At 53.6% G+C, this 14,082-nt stretch carries 13 protein-coding genes; 8 read left to right on the top strand and 5 right to left on the bottom strand.

What is annotated here, in order from left to right; all coding sequences use genetic code 11:
* Window positions 1-45: 45 nt before the first annotated feature.
* Window positions 46-1,686 carry a phosphoglucomutase (alpha-D-glucose-1,6-bisphosphate-dependent) gene (gene pgm / locus QNN88_RS12770; RefSeq protein WP_414240546.1) on the bottom strand — a complete coding sequence of 547 codons (1,641 nt, stop codon included), beginning with the start codon at window positions 1,684-1,686 and terminating at the stop codon, window positions 46-48.
* Between the two features lie 23 nt (window positions 1,687-1,709).
* Window positions 1,710-2,255: a replication initiation negative regulator SeqA gene (seqA, locus tag QNN88_RS12765; RefSeq protein WP_414240545.1), complete on the bottom strand. Its 546-nt coding sequence runs from the start codon at window positions 2,253-2,255 to the stop codon at window positions 1,710-1,712.
* 190 nt (window positions 2,256-2,445) lie between these two features.
* Here seqA and ybfF point away from each other — a divergent pair, with 190 nt between their 5' ends.
* From ybfF to tcuC, 8 genes are all read left to right on the top strand, one after another.
* Complete coding sequence (gene ybfF / locus QNN88_RS12760) at window positions 2,446-3,219, top strand: esterase (protein WP_414240544.1); 774 nt, start codon at window positions 2,446-2,448, stop codon at window positions 3,217-3,219.
* Window positions 3,220-3,347: 128 nt separating this feature from the next.
* On the top strand, window positions 3,348-3,641 hold the full coding sequence (gene ybfE / locus QNN88_RS12755) for a LexA regulated protein (RefSeq protein ID WP_044326665.1): 294 nt from the start codon (window positions 3,348-3,350) through the stop codon (window positions 3,639-3,641).
* A gap of 149 nt (window positions 3,642-3,790) precedes the next feature.
* Window positions 3,791-4,321, top strand: coding sequence for a flavodoxin FldA (fldA, locus tag QNN88_RS12750; RefSeq protein ID WP_046477502.1), 531 nt, complete (start codon window positions 3,791-3,793; stop codon window positions 4,319-4,321).
* A 280-nt stretch (window positions 4,322-4,601) separates the two neighbouring features.
* Window positions 4,602-5,048, top strand: a complete 447-nt coding sequence (gene fur / locus QNN88_RS12745) for a ferric iron uptake transcriptional regulator (protein ID WP_043001394.1) — start codon at window positions 4,602-4,604, stop codon at window positions 5,046-5,048.
* Between the two features lie 130 nt (window positions 5,049-5,178).
* Complete coding sequence (gene tcuR / locus QNN88_RS12740) at window positions 5,179-6,105, top strand: tricarballylate utilization LysR family transcriptional regulator TcuR (RefSeq protein WP_414240543.1); 927 nt, start codon at window positions 5,179-5,181, stop codon at window positions 6,103-6,105.
* A gap of 97 nt (window positions 6,106-6,202) precedes the next feature.
* Window positions 6,203-7,606, top strand: a complete 1,404-nt coding sequence (tcuA, locus tag QNN88_RS12735; protein WP_414240542.1) for an FAD-dependent tricarballylate dehydrogenase TcuA — start codon at window positions 6,203-6,205, stop codon at window positions 7,604-7,606.
* Window positions 7,593-8,732 (top strand): tricarballylate utilization 4Fe-4S protein TcuB, encoded by a 1,140-nt coding sequence (tcuB, locus tag QNN88_RS12730; protein ID WP_414240541.1) that lies wholly within the window; start codon window positions 7,593-7,595, stop codon window positions 8,730-8,732. The genes tcuA and tcuB overlap by 14 nt, the downstream gene beginning before the upstream one ends.
* Before the next feature lie 53 nt (window positions 8,733-8,785).
* Complete coding sequence (gene tcuC / locus QNN88_RS12725; RefSeq protein WP_414240540.1) at window positions 8,786-10,081, top strand: tricarballylate/proton symporter TcuC; 1,296 nt, start codon at window positions 8,786-8,788, stop codon at window positions 10,079-10,081.
* Window positions 10,082-10,133: 52 nt separating this feature from the next.
* Here the strand turns inward: tcuC and chiQ are convergent, their stop codons facing one another.
* The 3 genes from chiQ to glnS form a co-directional block, all read right to left on the bottom strand.
* Window positions 10,134-10,466, bottom strand: coding sequence for a ChiQ/YbfN family lipoprotein (gene chiQ / locus QNN88_RS12720; RefSeq protein WP_414240539.1), 333 nt, complete (start codon window positions 10,464-10,466; stop codon window positions 10,134-10,136).
* Between the two features lie 49 nt (window positions 10,467-10,515).
* Window positions 10,516-11,922 carry a chitoporin ChiP gene (gene chiP, locus QNN88_RS12715; protein WP_414240538.1) on the bottom strand — a complete coding sequence of 469 codons (1,407 nt, stop codon included), beginning with the start codon at window positions 11,920-11,922 and terminating at the stop codon, window positions 10,516-10,518.
* A gap of 426 nt (window positions 11,923-12,348) precedes the next feature.
* Window positions 12,349-14,016: a glutamine--tRNA ligase gene (gene glnS, locus QNN88_RS12710; RefSeq protein WP_414240537.1), complete on the bottom strand. Its 1,668-nt coding sequence runs from the start codon at window positions 14,014-14,016 to the stop codon at window positions 12,349-12,351.
* Window positions 14,017-14,082 lie beyond the last annotated feature (66 nt).

Here is a 14,082-nt window from a genome sequence, read left to right as displayed (position 1 = left end):
TAAAAAAGGAGCCTCGCAGCTCCTTTTTGCATGCGGCTTATCAACTCAGGCGTTTTTCAACACTTCGCTAACAATTTCGACCGCTTCTTTCTCGATCTGCTTACGATGCTCTTCACCGAGAAAGCTCTCGCAGTAGATTTTGTACGCATCTTCCGTACCCGACGGACGTGCCGCGAACCAGCCGTTGTCAGTCATGACTTTCAGACCGCCAATCGACGCACCGTTACCCGGCGCTGCCGTGAGACGCGCAGTGATCGGATCACCTGCCAGCGTACTGGCGCTGACCATCTCCGGAGACAGTTTCGACAGCGCCGCTTTCTGTGCCGACGTTGCACCAGCCTGCAGACGGTTGTAGCTCGGCGCACCAAAACGGGCAGCCAGCTCGTTGTAGTGCTCCTGTGGGTTCTTCCCGGTGACGGCAGTAATTTCCGCTGCCAGCAGGCACATGATGATCCCGTCTTTATCAGTAGACCACGGCGTACCGTCGAAACGCAGGAAGGATGCCCCCGCGCTCTCTTCGCCGCCAAAGCCGAAGCTGCCGTCAAACAGACCATCAACAAACCATTTAAAGCCCACCGGAACTTCGACCAGTTTACGCCCCAGATCGTTAACCACGCGGTCAATCATTGCCGACGAAACCAGCGTTTTACCGACAGCGACCTCTTTGCCCCATTGCGGACGATGCTGGAACAGGTAGTTGATTGCTACCGCCAGATAATGGTTCGGATTCATCAGCCCCGCCGGAGTGACGATACCGTGGCGGTCATAGTCAGGATCGTTAGCGAACGCCAGATCGAACTTATCGCGCAGCGCCAACAAACCGGCCATAGCACATTCAGATGAGCAGTCCATACGGATCGCGCCATCTTTATCGAGATGCATAAAGCGGAAGGTCTGATCCACCTGATCGTTTACAATAGTCAGGTTCAGTTTGTAATGCTCAGCGATACGCTTCCAGTATTCAATACCGGAACCGCCCAGCGGATCCACGCCCAATGTCAGGCCCGCTTTCTGGATCGCCGCCATATCGACAATGTCCGCCAGCCCTTCAACGAACGGCTGCACCAGGTCCTGCTCTTTGACATGACCGGACGCCAGCGCGGCATCCAGAGAAATACGCTTCACACCTTTCAGGTCATCAGCCAACAGCGCATTGGCGCGGTCTTCCACCACTTTCGTGACGTTGGTATCTGCCGGGCCACCGTTAGGCGGGTTGTATTTAATGCCACCATCTTCCGGCGGGTTGTGGGACGGGGTAATCACAATACCGTCAGCCAGCGGACCGCCTTTTTTGTTGTGGACCAGAATGGCATTAGATACGGCAGGCGTCGGGGTAAAACCGTTGTTCTCCTGAACAATCACGTCGACGCCGTTCGCGGCAAGCACTTCCAGCACGGAGATAAACGCCGGTTCAGACAGTGCATGGGTGTCTTTACCTACATAGCACGGACCGGTGACGCCGTTTTTTGCTCGTTCTTCCGCGATAGCCTGCGCAATCGCCAGAATATGGGGTTCGTTGAAGCTATGACGGCCTGCACTGCCGCGGTGTCCGGAGGTACCGAACTTTACCGCGTGTTCCGCATTTCCTTTTGCGGGTTTCAGTACATAGTATTGTGACGTCAGTTGCGCGACGTTAATCAAATCACTCTGTTGTGCAGGCTTGCCTGCACGGTCGTGGATTGCCATTGCCTGGTCCTTTTCTGCATGGATTAAATTGTTCCGCAAACCTTTTCAATCAATTCCGCCGGGAATTGCATTGACTGCATGATGTGTTCGATCATGCTGCATTTACGGCCAGTGTTAGTGTTGGTAATCACCCAATACGGCGTGCCTGGCACGTGTTTTGGTTTGGTCTGATTACCGTTTTTCAGCAGCGTCTGTTCATCAGGCGCGAAATAGACACGCGTACGGCCATGCAACGATTCCGTCGCCTCAGCAAACGCGTGTTGATCCAGTGTATAAAGTGTAGTCAGCACCAGCATAAAGCGGTTAACGGCTTTCTTCTGCTCCGCATATTCATCGGACAGAAGCAGTTCACGTACTGCGCGCACTTTATCTTTGACAAGATTGACGGGTTTCGCCTCGGCAACGACCGGCTGTGCGGCGCGAACCTCTTTTGTCACTGGCGTGACGGGCTGTGATGTGGCGGAAAACTTCAACATCCGCCGTAAAATCTCGGATGCGCTCTCGCCGATATGCTTCGTGTGGCTGGCAATATAGCTATAGAGTTCATCATCAACTTCAATCGTTTTCATCTTAATCCAGTGCGGTGTCTTATCTGATCTGAAATACAAATCGTTGGGAGTATAGGAGCAAATCCCAACGGCGAATAGCGTCAAACCTGGCTGAACAAAAAACTCGGAGAAAACCGAAGTGGTTGCAGCCCAGTGGCAGAATGGTCAACATAATACCCTAACCCGACAGAGCGAAAAAAAGAACTTTGCCATGAAATTGAATATCCGAGCGCAATCCGCACAAAACCTGCACAATAATTCTCCCATCGTACTGGTTCATGGTCTGTTTGGCAGCCTGGACAATCTGGGCGTACTGGCACGCGATCTGGTGAGCGACCATGACATCATTCAGGTCGATATGCGTAACCACGGTCTCTCTCCTCGCGACCCGGTGATGAACTACCCGGCAATGGCGCAGGATCTGCTGGACACGCTGGATGCGCAACAAATAGAAAAAGCCACCTTTATTGGTCACTCGATGGGGGGGAAAGCGGTGATGGCGCTCAGCGCGCTGGCCCCGGAACGCATCGATCGTTTAGTGGCCATTGATATCGCCCCGGTGGATTACCACGTCCGCCGCCACGACGAAATTTTCGCCGCCATCAACGCGGTGACGGCATCAGAGGCAAAAACCCGCCAGCAGGCGGCCGCGGTCATGCGCGAACATCTTAATGAAGAAGGCGTGATTCAATTTTTGCTGAAATCGTATGTTGACGGCGAGTGGCGCTTCAACGTACCGGTATTGTGGGAGCAATATCCGCATATTGTCGGTTGGGAGACGATTCCCGCCTGGGATCACCCGGCGCTGTTTATCCCCGGCGGCAACTCCCCTTACGTCACCGAGGCGTACCGCAATGAATTACTGGCACAGTTCCCACAAGCACGCGCGCATGTGATTGCCGGGGCTGGTCACTGGGTGCATGCCGAAAAACCGGAGGCGGTGCTGCGCGCCATCCGTCGTTATCTTAATGAAACGGCTAACTGATTAAAAACTCAGCGTCCGTGCGCGATTACGCGTGTGAACGTTGGCGCGCCTCATTCGCTGATGTATGATGGCGCGCTATCCAGCCGGGCAGAGGCCTGGCTGATTGTTTCCCCGAAGTCACCAAAATCATGGCCAAAGAACAAACGGACCGTACGACACTAGATCTGTTCGCGCACGAGCGTCGCCCGGGACGACCGAAAACCAATCCGCTTTCGCGCGATGAACAGCTGCGCATTAACAAGCGTAATCAACTCAAACGCGACAAAGTTCGCGGCCTTAAGCGTGTCGAACTCAAACTCAACGCGGAAGCTGTCGACGCGCTGAATGAGTTGGCGGAATCCCGTGAGATGAGCCGTAGTGAACTGATAGAAGAGATATTGATGGCCCAACTGGCAGCGCTGCGCGGTCAGGATCTCGCCTGAAATCCCCCCTTCTCCCACTTTCGTGTAGCACGGAGTGCACTTGTATGCGTTTGCTATTTCCGCATACCTGACTGTTCTGCTATGATTGCCCTTATCTGCGGGCAATTCGCCCCCACCATTTCAATAAGTTTCAAGAGGTTACTTTACTCATGGCAATCACTGGCATCTTTTTCGGCAGCGACACCGGGAATACCGAAAATATCGCAAAAATGATTCAAAAACAGCTTGGTAAAGACGTTGCCGATGTGCATGACATTGCAAAAAGCAGCAAGGAAGATCTCGAAGGTTATGACATTCTGCTGCTCGGCATCCCAACCTGGTACTACGGTGAAGCGCAGTGTGACTGGGATGACTTCTTCCCGACTCTCGAAGACATTGATTTTAACGGCAAACTGGTTGCGCTGTTTGGCTGTGGCGATCAGGAAGATTACGCAGAATACTTCTGCGACGCGTTAGGCACGATCCGCGATATCATTGAACCACGCGGTGCCACCATCGTGGGCCACTGGCCGACCGCCGGCTATCATTTTGAAGCCTCCAAAGGCCTGGCAGATGACGATCATTTTGTCGGTCTGGCGATTGACGAAGACCGTCAGCCGGAACTGACCGCTGAGCGCGTAGAAAAATGGGTGAAGCAGATTTCCGAAGAACTGCACCTCGACGACATCATTAACGCCTGATGTTTTGCGGCGCAGACAATGTTTGCGCCGCATCAATAGTCAGAACCAATCAAAATAATTGCTACAAATTTGTAACTTTCTTGCCCATCCCTGTACAATGTGCGGGAGTTTTTCGGTGGCGCTCTCATTTCCAGGCAATACCGACTATTTATTAACATTTGCCAGAGGCTTGCAGTTTTCATTTAGACACGGCAGTCCTATAATGAAACGCATTATCCCGAGTGCAATTTCTGTCACTTCTTGTATGAAGTGAATCGTTTAGCAACAGGACAGATTCCGCATGACTGACAACAATACCGCATTAAAGAAGGCTGGCCTGAAAGTAACGCTTCCTCGTTTAAAGATTCTGGAAGTTCTTCAGGGACCGGATAACCATCACGTCAGTGCGGAAGATTTATACAAACGACTGATCGACATGGGTGAAGAAATTGGTCTGGCGACCGTATATCGCGTGCTGAACCAGTTTGATGACGCCGGTATCGTAACCCGCCACAATTTTGAAGGCGGCAAATCCGTTTTTGAGCTGACCCAGCAGCATCATCACGATCACCTGATTTGCCTTGATTGCGGCAAAGTGATCGAATTCAGTGATGAGTCTATTGAAGCGCGCCAGCGTGAGATTGCGTCAAAGCATGGCATTCGTCTGACGAACCATAGCCTCTACCTTTACGGTCACTGCGCTGAAGGCGATTGCCGCGAAAACGAACACGCGCATGACGCGAAATAATCTGCATTATTCTGAAAAGCCAACCTGCCGGTTGGCTTTTTTTATGCCTGCTATTCCCCATTCAGCACTTTCCTCCGCCAGCATGTTGCTTTAATGTAAAATATCACCCTGCCTCACCCGGAGAATCGAAATGGAACTTCGCCAGCTACGTTATTTTGTCCGCATTGTGGAAACCGGCAGTATGGGCAGCGCGGCGCTCGATCTCGACATCGGCGTCTCTGCGCTCAGTCAGCAGATGACGCGGCTGGAAAACGAGCTTGCGATCCGCCTGTTGCAGCGAACCTCACGTGGTGTGACCCCCACTAACGCCGGTCTGGCCTTTTATTCACAGGCGCAACTGGCGCTGCGTCACGCCGATGATGCGATCCTGGCGGCTCGCGAAGCGCGGTTATCCGGACACGTCAGCGTTGGCATGGCGCCCAGCACCGCTTCCATCCTCGGAATGCCGTTTATTGACGCGATGCGGAAACACTATGCCGACGTGCGTTTGCACGTGGTGGAAAGCCTCTCCGGCAATCTGGAAAGAATGATCAACACCCGTCAGATTGATCTGGCGGTCGTGTTTCAGGAAAAGAAGATCCTGCGCTGGAGCGCCAGACCGATCCTCGAAGAGCGGCTGTTTCTGATTGGCACGTACGACCTGCTGGCGGATATTACGGATGACACCATAACCCCTGCTCAACTGGCGAATATTCCCCTGATCATGCCAAGCCAGGGCCACGGACTGCGTGGCAGACTGGAAGGCATCTGTCAGGAACACGGACTGAAGGTGAATATCGCCACGGAAATTGACGGTCTGACGTTACTGATGCGCGCCGTTCGCAGCGGACTCGGCGCCACGCTGCAACCCGGAGCGGCCATTTCACATCTTGAGAGGGAAGCGCTAAGAGTGATCGGCGTTCACAATCCTATACTCAGCCGCCCTAATTTTCTGGTCAGCCTGTCTGACGATGAACTCACCCCCGCCGGTCTTGCAGCCCGCGTGATCCTCACAAAAGTGATGCGTGAACTGGTGGAAACCGGTAGTTGGCCGGGCGCAACCCTTTACACTCACTAAACAGCTCTTTAGCTTCCCGCCATAGCGGCCGTACAACCTGTGCGTATACATTTTAATTACAAATTTAACAAATAGTTAAATGGTAATGGAGTCTACGATGGTTGATGTACTGGTGATCGGCGGCGGTAATGCCGCGTTATGTGCCGCCTTAACCGCCCGCGAGGCAGGAGCCTCGGTGTTGTTGCTAGAAGCTGCGCCCAGAGAATGGCGCGGTGGAAATTCTCAACACACGCGCAATTTACGCTGCATGCACGATGCGCCTCAGGATGTGCTGGTCGAGAGTTATCCCGAAGAGGAGTTCTGGCAGGATCTCTGGCGTGTCACCGAAGGTAATACTAATGAAGCGCTGGCGCGTCTGGTGATCCGTACCTCTTCGCAATGTCGCGACTGGATGCGTCAGCACGGTGTTAATTTTCAGCCTCCGCTTTCGGGCGCGCTGCACGTGGCGCGAACCAACGCCTTTTTCATGGGCGGCGGGAAAGCGCTGGTGAACGCCTATTATCGTAGCGCAGAAAAGCTGGGGGTACAGATTCGCTACAACACGCCGGTTCAGGCCCTCGAACTGCGCAACGGTGAGTTTGTCGCTGCCCTCGCCGGGAACGAACGCATTGAAGCCCGCGCCTGCGTCCTGGCCGCCGGCGGATTTGAATCTAATCGCGAATGGCTGCGCGAGGCCTGGGGAGAAAATGCCCGCGGCGAATGGCCGGCCGATAACTTCCTTATTCGCGGCACCCGCTTTAATCAGGGCGTTCTGCTCAAATTTATGATCGAGGCCGGAGCCGACGTCATTGGCGATCCCTCTCAGTCACATTGTGTCGCCATTGATGCCCGCGCCCCGCTGTATGACGGTGGCATTTGCACCCGCGTGGACTGTGTGTCACTTGGCGTGGTGGTCAATCGGGATGCGGAACGCTTTTACGATGAGGGCGAAGATTTCTGGCCCAAGCGCTATGCCATCTGGGGCCGACTGGTTGCCCACCAGCCCGGTCAGATTGGCTACTCCATTATCGACAGCAAAGCAATCGGTCACTTTATGCCACCAGTATTCCCCGGTGCGCAAGCCAACACATTGGGGGAACTGGCTTGCCAGCTAGGGCTGGATCCTGAGCGCTTTACCCATACCGTGGAGCGCTACAACCAGGCCTGTCAGCCAGGCCAGTTTGATCACACCACGCTGGACAACTGCGCCACACAGGGACTAACGCCACCGAAAACCCACTGGGCGCGACCTGTCGACACGCCCCCCTACTACGGTTACGCCCTGCGCCCAGGGATCACCTTTACCTATCTGGGGCTGAAAGTGAATGAACACGCCGCGGTCCACTTCGCTGGCGTCCCCAGCCGGAACCTGTTCGTTGCCGGCGAAATGATGGCGGGTAATGTGCTGGGCAAGGGCTATACCGCCGGTGTCGGCATGTCCATCGGCACCACCTTTGGTCGCATCGCAGGAAAAGAAGCCGCGCAGGCAGCACGTAAGGAGGCGCGTCATGAAGCAGCTTGAAAAACTGATTATCGAGGCCAAAATTCTCACCGAGCCAGAGGCTGAAGTCGAGCGGGTGATGCAGGTATGTAACGCCTGCCGCTACTGCGAAGGATTTTGCGCCGTGTTTCCGGCGATGACGCAACGGCTGGAATTCGGCAAAGCGGACATTAATTATCTGGCCAACCTGTGTCACAACTGTGGCGCTTGTCTGCATGCCTGCCAGTATGCGCCGCCGCATGAATTTGCCATCAACGTGCCAAAAGCGATGGCGCAAGTGCGTCTGGAAACCTACCAACACTATGCGCTGCCTGCAGCTTTCGGCGCGTTGTATCGCCGGGCGGGCATCACCGTGACGCTGGCGCTGGTCTTTAGTCTGATCCTCTTTTTACTTCTCGCGATGGGGCTAAAGGGATCGCTGCTCCACCCGCCGCTGGCCGGTGATTTCTACCAGATTTTCCCGCACAACCTGCTGGCCTGGATGTTTGGCTCGGTTTTCATACTGGCTATCGGGTTACTGATGGCAGGGGTTATCCGCTTCTGGCGCGAGATTTCTCCCGTCGGGCCGCGTCCGGCGGAAATTGCCGAAGCGTCGCACAATGCGCTAACGCTGAAATACCTCGATGGCGGACATGGCAAAGGCTGCAACGACGCTGACGATGCTTTCACATTGATGCGTCGTCGTTTCCACCACCTCACTTTTTACGGATTTATGCTCTGTTTCGCCGCCACCGTTGTGGCGACGGGCTATCACTATCTTGCCGGATGGGAAGCGCCCTATCCGTTCTTTAGCGTTCCGGTGATGCTCGGCACCCTGGGCGGGATTGGGCTGACGATCGGCCCGGCTGGGTTGCTGTGGCTAAACCTGAAGCGCTCGCCGCTGCATGGCGATGCGCGACAAAAACCCATGGATCGCGGTTTTATTTTGCTGTTGCTGCTGACGAGTCTGACCGGTTTAGGCTTGCTGGCGGGAAGAGATACCTCATGGATGGGGATCCTGCTTGCCATCCATCTTGGCGTGGTCATGGCACTTTTTTTGACCATTCCGTACGGAAAATTTGCCCACGGATTCTACCGCTGCGCCTCCTTACTCAAGTGGGCAATTGAGAAGCGTCGCGGAAAACAGGCGGGGGTCGCAGGCGACTGACCGCAAACTCTTACCTCTATAAATATTATGATAAGACAGTGGAGCAAACCTCAATGACCCAAACAACATCGCGCGCCGGTACGTTCGGCGCAATACTGCGTGTGACCAGCGGAAATTTTCTTGAGCAGTTCGACTTTTTTCTGTTTGGTTTTTACGCTACCTATATTGCAAAAACATTTTTCCCGGCAGAAAGCGAGTTCGCTGCGTTAATGCTCACCTTCGCCGTGTTTGGCTCCGGCTTTTTAATGCGCCCTATCGGGGCCGTGGTGTTGGGCGCGTATATCGACAGGATTGGACGACGAAAAGGGCTGATGGTTACCCTGGCCATTATGGGTTGCGGCACCTTGCTTATCGCCCTCGTCCCCGGTTACCAGACTATCGGTTTGCTTGCCCCGGTGCTGGTTCTGCTGGGGCGCTTGCTGCAGGGTTTTTCTGCTGGCGTCGAACTGGGCGGCGTTTCGGTCTATCTTTCTGAAATCGCCACACCCGGCAATAAAGGCTTTTACACCAGTTGGCAATCGGCCAGTCAGCAGGTGGCTATCGTGGTCGCCGCACTGATCGGCTACGGTCTGAATGCGACGCTGGGTCACGATGAAATCTCCGAATGGGGCTGGCGGATCCCGTTTTTTATTGGCTGTATGATTATTCCGTTGATCTTTGTTCTTCGCCGTTCATTGCAGGAAACCGACGCTTTTTTACAACGTAAGCATCGCCCCGACACGCGGGAAATTTTTGCCACCATTGCAAAAAACTGGCGCATTATCACCGCGGGTACTCTGCTGGTGGCGATGACGACTACGACCTTTTATTTTATTACCGTCTATACCCCCACCTATGGGAGAGCGGTGCTGAACCTGAGTGCGCGTGACAGCCTGGTAGTCACCATGCTGGTAGGGATTTCTAACTTCATCTGGCTGCCGATTGGCGGCGCTATCTCTGACCGGATCGGGCGTCGTCCGGTGCTGATGGGCATCACCGTGCTGGCGCTCATCACCACCTGGCCGGTGATGAACTGGCTCACCGCCGCGCCGGACTTTACCCGCATGACGCTGGTACTGCTCTGGTTCTCGTTCTTTTTCGGGATGTATAACGGTGCGATGGTGGCGGCCCTGACAGAGGTGATGCCGGTTTATGTCCGAACCGTGGGTTTTTCACTGGCCTTTAGTCTTGCAACAGCCATTTTCGGCGGCCTGACGCCTGCCATTTCCACGGCGCTGGTCCAGTTGACCGGTGATAAAAGTTCGCCAGGATGGTGGCTGATGTGCGCCGCGCTGTGCGGGCTCGCCGCGACGGCAATGCTGTTTGCGCGTCTTAGCCGCAGTTATCAGACTGCAGAGAATAAGCTCTGAAACGCAAACGGGCGGAGAACACTCTCCGCCCGCCTTATGTTGTCTCTGACGCTTACTTCGCCGTATTGTTGCTGCGAATTTCCTGCCAGATCTTGTCACAATCGGCTTTCACAGCCTGGTCGTTACCGGTGCGGGTCGCCTGAATGCATTGCTGATAATCCAGCACGCGGACACTTTCCTGATTCGCAAACTGCTGATGCTGTTTTTCTTTTTTCAGCACATCCAGCACGCTCTGGCAGGCTTCGATTTTCTCTGGCGATCCCTGAGCCGTATTGATACAGGCGCTGTACGCCTCTTTCAACCGGCTGTCTTCTTTCGGGGCCGTTGACGGCGCACAGGCCACCAGTCCCGAGGCCATTACGGCAATGAGTAACAGTTTTTTCATAGCACAGTCCTCAACGAGACGGCAGGCCCAAGGCCTGCCGCTGGTGGCATTAGAAGATGGTGAATGGCGCGATCACGATGAACTTCACGTCACGCTCATCCTGGAAGATGTTGCCGTAACCACCGCCCCAGCTCGGGATGTTGGAGTGGTTGTCATACTCGGTGAAGTGCAGTTTAAACATGGTGCCTTTCGCACGACCGTCCTGCAGGGTGTAGACCGCATCCAGGCTGTACGAAGATTCTTCGATGGTACGGTTTTTGTCATAGTAGGCGTCCGGGCTGCTCTGCCAGGTAGACGGTTTCGCGTCCCAGGCATACACATAAGAAGCCCCGACAGCCCAGCCAGGCAGGTTCCAGTTCTTCAGGTCATACATCGCACCAAAGAAGACTGCTTTTTCGCCGTTGGCGTTGAAGTCTGAACGGTTATCCCACCAGATATCCAGACGACCATTGGATGACGCATAGGTCGGCGTCATACGTTGCAGGAAGAACCCCTGTTGACCTTCAGCCTTCACCCAGGTTCCTTCCAGACGCAGGTCAACCACTTCCGCCACTTTGTAGCCGAAGGTTAACGCCTGCAGCCAGGCGGTTCCGTCATAGATATCGCTGGCGCTACGGTCATCAACTTTGTCACGCGCACCGTAGAACTGATAGCTGGTGGAGAATGGGTTCCCGCCTAAATCAAACTTGTAGCTGGCTTTCGCAAAGTACTGATCGACATAACCTTCAGACTGACCAAATGCGGCTTCCAGCACCAGGTCATTTTTGAAATCATATTTTGCGCCGACAGAGTGGAGATAATCGACTTTGGTTTTCTTATCGCCCTGGTAGAATTTATCGACTTCAGTGTGCCACGGCGCTTTATATTCATTGGCCCACATATAGGAGAAGCTCAGCGCGCCCGCATCGCCGTAGTCAAAGTTAGCACCCGCTTCAGCCCCCTGATAGGTCCCTGGCATAAAACTCCAGTGCGGTGCTAACAGCGTCTGACCGGTAGGCTGAATATAACCGGCACGTGCCCAGGCTGGACCATATTTGAATTTCGCGGCGGCCTTATACAGACTGATTCCGCTCTTATCGCCGGAATAGTCTTCATCATAGCCTTTGTTCTTTTTCGAAAAAGCGATTTCGTTTGGATGGCCGCTGTCGCCGTTTTCCGCCATTTCAATTGCGGTAAATGCCGCCACATCGAGACCGAACATATCTGCTGCATAGCCAGACTGGAAATCCAGGTTGGCGTTCCAGGTCGCGTGAGAAAGGTTGGTTTTATATTTATCTCCGTCGGTGACATCTTTACGGTCGCGCTCACGCTGCCAGTAATAAATGCCGCCCGTCAGGGTGGAATCATCGATAAAGCCTTCGGCCTGTGCCTGCGGAACAACGACCAGACCCGACAGTGCTGTGATACTGGCGATAGCCAACGCCAGCGCACTACGTTTGCCACTAAACGTACGCATATGTTAATCCTCTTTGACGTATAAATTGCTGTTGCCAAAGGCAAAACAGCGAAAAAATAAAAATGTAAAAGTAGTACCGAGAAAAACCTCACTGACTACAGTGATAGACTATTTTTCGCGACGCGAATTATCAATACCTTTCTGTAACGAGAATGTAAGAGTATGAGCAACCGCACATATTTCATTGCTTCCTGTTACATTTCATTCATTAATCAAAAAAATGGCACAGGGGCTAGAAATTCCTTTGTTTTCCAGAAGGATGAAAGCGGTTTCATATTATTGTCAGTTTATTACGTAAGTTAGCCGAAACTCGCGTTTGTTAATGACTTTATTTCTGAATGGGAATTAATTCGCTTCGCAAAGTGAGAATACTCGTCGAAAAAAAACGCCGCAGAGTGCGGCGTTTGAAGGGAGTGCAGCAACAGATTATTCGCCGACCTTCGCCCAGGTGTCACGCAGGCCGACGGTGCGGTTAAACACCGGTTTTTCTGCGGTGGCATAACGGCTGTCCAGACAGAAATAACCTTCGCGCTCGAACTGGAATGCTTTACCGGCGACCGCATCTTTCAGCGACGGCTCAGCAAAACCCTGTTTGATCACCAGTGATTCCGGGTTCATGACGGACAGGAAATCTTCCGCCGCGCCTGGGTTTGGTACGCTGAACAGACGATCGTAGAGACGAATTTCAACCGGCAGCGCGTGCGCAGCGCTCACCCAGTGGATCACGCCTTTTACTTTGCGACCATCCGCCGGATCTTTGCTCAGGGTATCCGCATCATAGGTACAGAAGATGGTGGTAATAGTGCCTTCGGCATCTTTTTCCACACGTTCTGCTTTCACCACATAGGCGTTACGCAGACGCACTTCCTTACCCATCACCAGACGCTTGTACTGCTTGTTGGCTTCTTCGCGAAAGTCAGCGCGATCGATCCAGATCTCACCGCTGAAAGGCACTTCACGCGTCCCCATTTCCGGTTTGTTCGGATGGTTAGGCATGGTGACCATTTCACTTTCACCTTGCGGGTAGTTTTCGATAACCAGTTTAACCGGATCGATAACCGCCATCGCACGCGGCGCGTTTTCGTTCAGATCTTCACGAATGCAGGATTCCAGTGATGCCATCTCAATAGTGTTGTCCTGCTTTGTCACGCCAATGCGTTTGCAGAACTCACGGATCGCTGCGGCGGTATAGCCACGACGACGTAAACCGGAGATGGTCGGCATGCGCGGATCGTCCCAGCCTTCAACGTGTTTGTCCATCACCAGCAGGTTCAGCTTACGCTTGGACATAACGGTGTATTCCAGGTTCAGACGCGAGAATTCATACTGGCGCGGATGAACCGGAATGGAGATGTTATCCAGCACCCAGTCGTACAGACGACGGTTGTCCTGGAACTCCAGCGTACACAGAGAGTGGGTGATGCCTTCCAGCGCATCGCTGATGCAGTGGGTGAAGTCGTACATCGGGTAGATGCACCACTTGTTGCCGGTCTGATGGTGCTCGGCAAACTTAATACGGTACAGAACCGGATCGCGCATCACGATAAATGGCGACGCCATGTCGATCTTCGCACGCAGGCAGGCTTTACCTTCTTCGAAGCCACCGGTACGCATTTTTTCAAACAGTGCGAGGTTTTCCTCAACGCTGCGATCGCGGAATGGACTGTTTTTGCCTGGCTGCGTCAGCGTACCACGGTATTCGCGGATCTGTTCCGGCGTCAGTTCATCGACATACGCCAGACCTTTGTTGATCAGTTCAACCGCATAGGCGTGCAGTTGATCAAAGTAATCTGAGGAGTAGCGAACGTCGCCAGCCCAGTGAAAACCTAACCACTCAACGTCGTTTTTGATCGAATCAACGTACTCGATATCTTCTTTTACCGGGTTGGTGTCATCGAAACGCAGGTTGCACTGGCCCTGGTAGTCTTGCGCAATACCAAAGTTCAGGCAGATGGATTTCGCGTGGCCAATGTGCAGATAGCCATTTGGCTCCGGCGGAAAACGGGTATGGACTGTGGTGTGCTTACCACTGGCCAGATCTTCATCGATGATCTGACGAATAAAATTACTCGGGCGGGCTTCAGCCTCACTCATCGTGGATTCCTCAAAGCGTAAACAACGTATAACGGCATATGATCTTATAAGCCGGACTGACTGACA

The organism is Citrobacter sp. ANG330, assembly GCF_047467925.1.
Classification (GTDB): Bacteria; Pseudomonadota; Gammaproteobacteria; order Enterobacterales; family Enterobacteriaceae; genus Citrobacter_A; species Citrobacter_A amalonaticus_G.
Note: the sequence above shows the minus strand (reverse complement) of the source record. Positions and strands in the feature narration are given on the sequence as shown.

Bases quoted from the DNA above. Each gene is read 5' to 3' on its own strand.
- pgm (WP_414240546.1), bottom strand. From the start codon at position 1,686: ATGGCAATCCACGACCGTGCAGGCAAGCCTGCACAACAGAGTGATTTG.
- seqA (WP_414240545.1), bottom strand. From the start codon at position 2,255: ATGAAAACGATTGAAGTTGATGATGAACTCTATAGCTATATTGCCAGC.
- ybfF (WP_414240544.1), top strand. From the start codon at position 2,446: ATGAAATTGAATATCCGAGCGCAATCCGCACAAAACCTGCACAATAAT.
- ybfE (WP_044326665.1), top strand. From the start codon at position 3,348: ATGGCCAAAGAACAAACGGACCGTACGACACTAGATCTGTTCGCGCAC.
- fldA (WP_046477502.1), top strand. From the start codon at position 3,791: ATGGCAATCACTGGCATCTTTTTCGGCAGCGACACCGGGAATACCGAA.
- fur (WP_043001394.1), top strand. From the start codon at position 4,602: ATGACTGACAACAATACCGCATTAAAGAAGGCTGGCCTGAAAGTAACG.
- tcuR (WP_414240543.1), top strand. From the start codon at position 5,179: ATGGAACTTCGCCAGCTACGTTATTTTGTCCGCATTGTGGAAACCGGC.
- tcuA (WP_414240542.1), top strand. From the start codon at position 6,203: ATGGTTGATGTACTGGTGATCGGCGGCGGTAATGCCGCGTTATGTGCC.
- tcuB (WP_414240541.1), top strand. From the start codon at position 7,593: ATGAAGCAGCTTGAAAAACTGATTATCGAGGCCAAAATTCTCACCGAG.
- tcuC (WP_414240540.1), top strand. From the start codon at position 8,786: ATGACCCAAACAACATCGCGCGCCGGTACGTTCGGCGCAATACTGCGT.
- chiQ (WP_414240539.1), bottom strand. From the start codon at position 10,466: ATGAAAAAACTGTTACTCATTGCCGTAATGGCCTCGGGACTGGTGGCC.
- chiP (WP_414240538.1), bottom strand. From the start codon at position 11,922: ATGCGTACGTTTAGTGGCAAACGTAGTGCGCTGGCGTTGGCTATCGCC.
- glnS (WP_414240537.1), bottom strand. From the start codon at position 14,016: ATGAGTGAGGCTGAAGCCCGCCCGAGTAATTTTATTCGTCAGATCATC.